At 63.4% G+C, this 1548-nt stretch carries 1 protein-coding gene; it reads left to right on the forward strand.

Going from position 1 to position 1548, the window contains the following annotated elements; translation table 11 throughout:
• The first annotated feature begins 95 nt into the window (after positions 1–95).
• Entirely contained in the window at positions 96–1544 is a 1449-nt protein-coding gene (tnpC, locus tag ACQKE4_RS20660; RefSeq protein WP_022519762.1) for an IS66 family transposase, read from the forward strand.
• Positions 1545–1548: the final 4 nt, after the last annotated feature.

Raw genomic sequence — 1548 nt, forward strand, 5'->3', positions numbered from 1 at the left:
TTGTAACTATTCAGGTGGCTGCGGATGGGATATCGCCAACCAGCTGATTTTTCTGGCATAGTGTGCCTAATCCTTCGGCATATCTATGCGGTGATATGACCATCAGCGATATCAACGTCGACGAGGCTCTGGAGCGGGTCCGACAGCAGCTCAAGGAAGACCAGACGGTCTCGCCGTCGCTGCGTGCGGCCATCGATGTGCTGATGTTGCTGGTCAAGCTCATGGCCGATCGCCTGGCCACCAGTAGCCGCAACAGCAGCAAGCCACCGTCCCAGGATCCCAATCGCCAGCGCCGCTCGCGCGCCAAAGGCGAGCGGCGCCCCGGCGGACAGCCAGGGCATGAGGGTAAGACGTTGGCGCCGGTGACGGACCCCGACGAGGTGGTCAAGCTCCGTGTCGATCGTCGGCAACTCCCCAAGGGGCGTTCTTACCGCCCGGTCGGCGTCGAAACGCGCCAAGTGCAGGACATCGTAATCCAGGCCGTGGTCACCGAATATCAGGCTGAGGTCCTCGAAGATGATCAGGGGCAACGCTACGTGGCGCCATTCCCCGAGGGCGTGACTCGCCCCATCCAGTATGGCCCTCGCCTCAAGGCGCATGTCGTCTATCTCTCCCAGTATCAGCTGTTGCCCTATGCGCGTATCCGCGAGTTGCTCACCTCGCAGTGCGGCCTGTCGCTGAGCACCGGCACCCTGTTCGCCTTCAACCAGGAGGCCTACCAGCGGGCCGAGGCGTTCGCCGAGTGGGTGATCCCGGCGCTACGTGAAGCAGCCACCGTCCATGCCGATGAAACCGGAATGCAGGTCGGTGGCAAACGCTACTGGCTACACAGCGCCTCCAACGAGGCCCTGACCTGGTTGGCCCCGCACCCCAAGCGCGGCCAGGAAGCGATGGACGCCATCGGCGTATTGCCCTTCGTGCGTGGCGTGCTGGTGCATGATCACTGGAAGCCCTACTACCGCTATCCGGATTGCCGGCACGCGCTCTGTAATGCGCACCACCTTCGGGAGCTGACAGCGGCCTGGGAGAACGATGGCCAGGCATGGGCCAAGGCCTTGCATGACCTGTTGTTGGAGATGCATCGCGCCGTGGAGGTGGCCGACGGCTGCCTCTCGGCCGATGAGACCCGAGCCTGGCGGCAGCGCTATCGAGATTGCCTGGCGAAAGGGGACGCCGAGTGCCCCCCGCCGGTGAAACCGCCACCTGGAACGCGAGGCCGGGCCAAGCGCACCAAGTCGCGCAACCTCCTGGAACGCCTCCAGGCGTACGAGGACGACGTGTTGCGCTTCCTCGACGACCCTGCCGCTCCCTTCACCAACAACCAGGGGGAACGCGATCTGCGAATGACCAAGGTCCAGCAGAAAATCTCGGGCTGTTTCCGCTCCTGGGAGGGTGCTGAGATCTTCTGCCGCATGCGTAGCTTTCTCTCGACCGCCGTCAAGCAAGGGGTAGCGGCGCATACCGCACTGGAGCAACTGTTTGCGGGGGAGGTGCCAGCCTTCATGCAGCAAGAAGCCCCGACTCAGCCAACCGGTGCTGAATAGTTAC

It is taken from the genome of Halomonas sp. NPDC076908 (assembly GCF_050269715.1).
Taxonomy (GTDB): domain Bacteria; phylum Pseudomonadota; class Gammaproteobacteria; order Pseudomonadales; family Halomonadaceae; genus Vreelandella.

Bases quoted from the DNA above. Each gene is read 5' to 3' on its own strand.
- tnpC (WP_022519762.1), top strand. From the start codon at position 96: ATGACCATCAGCGATATCAACGTCGACGAGGCTCTGGAGCGGGTCCGA.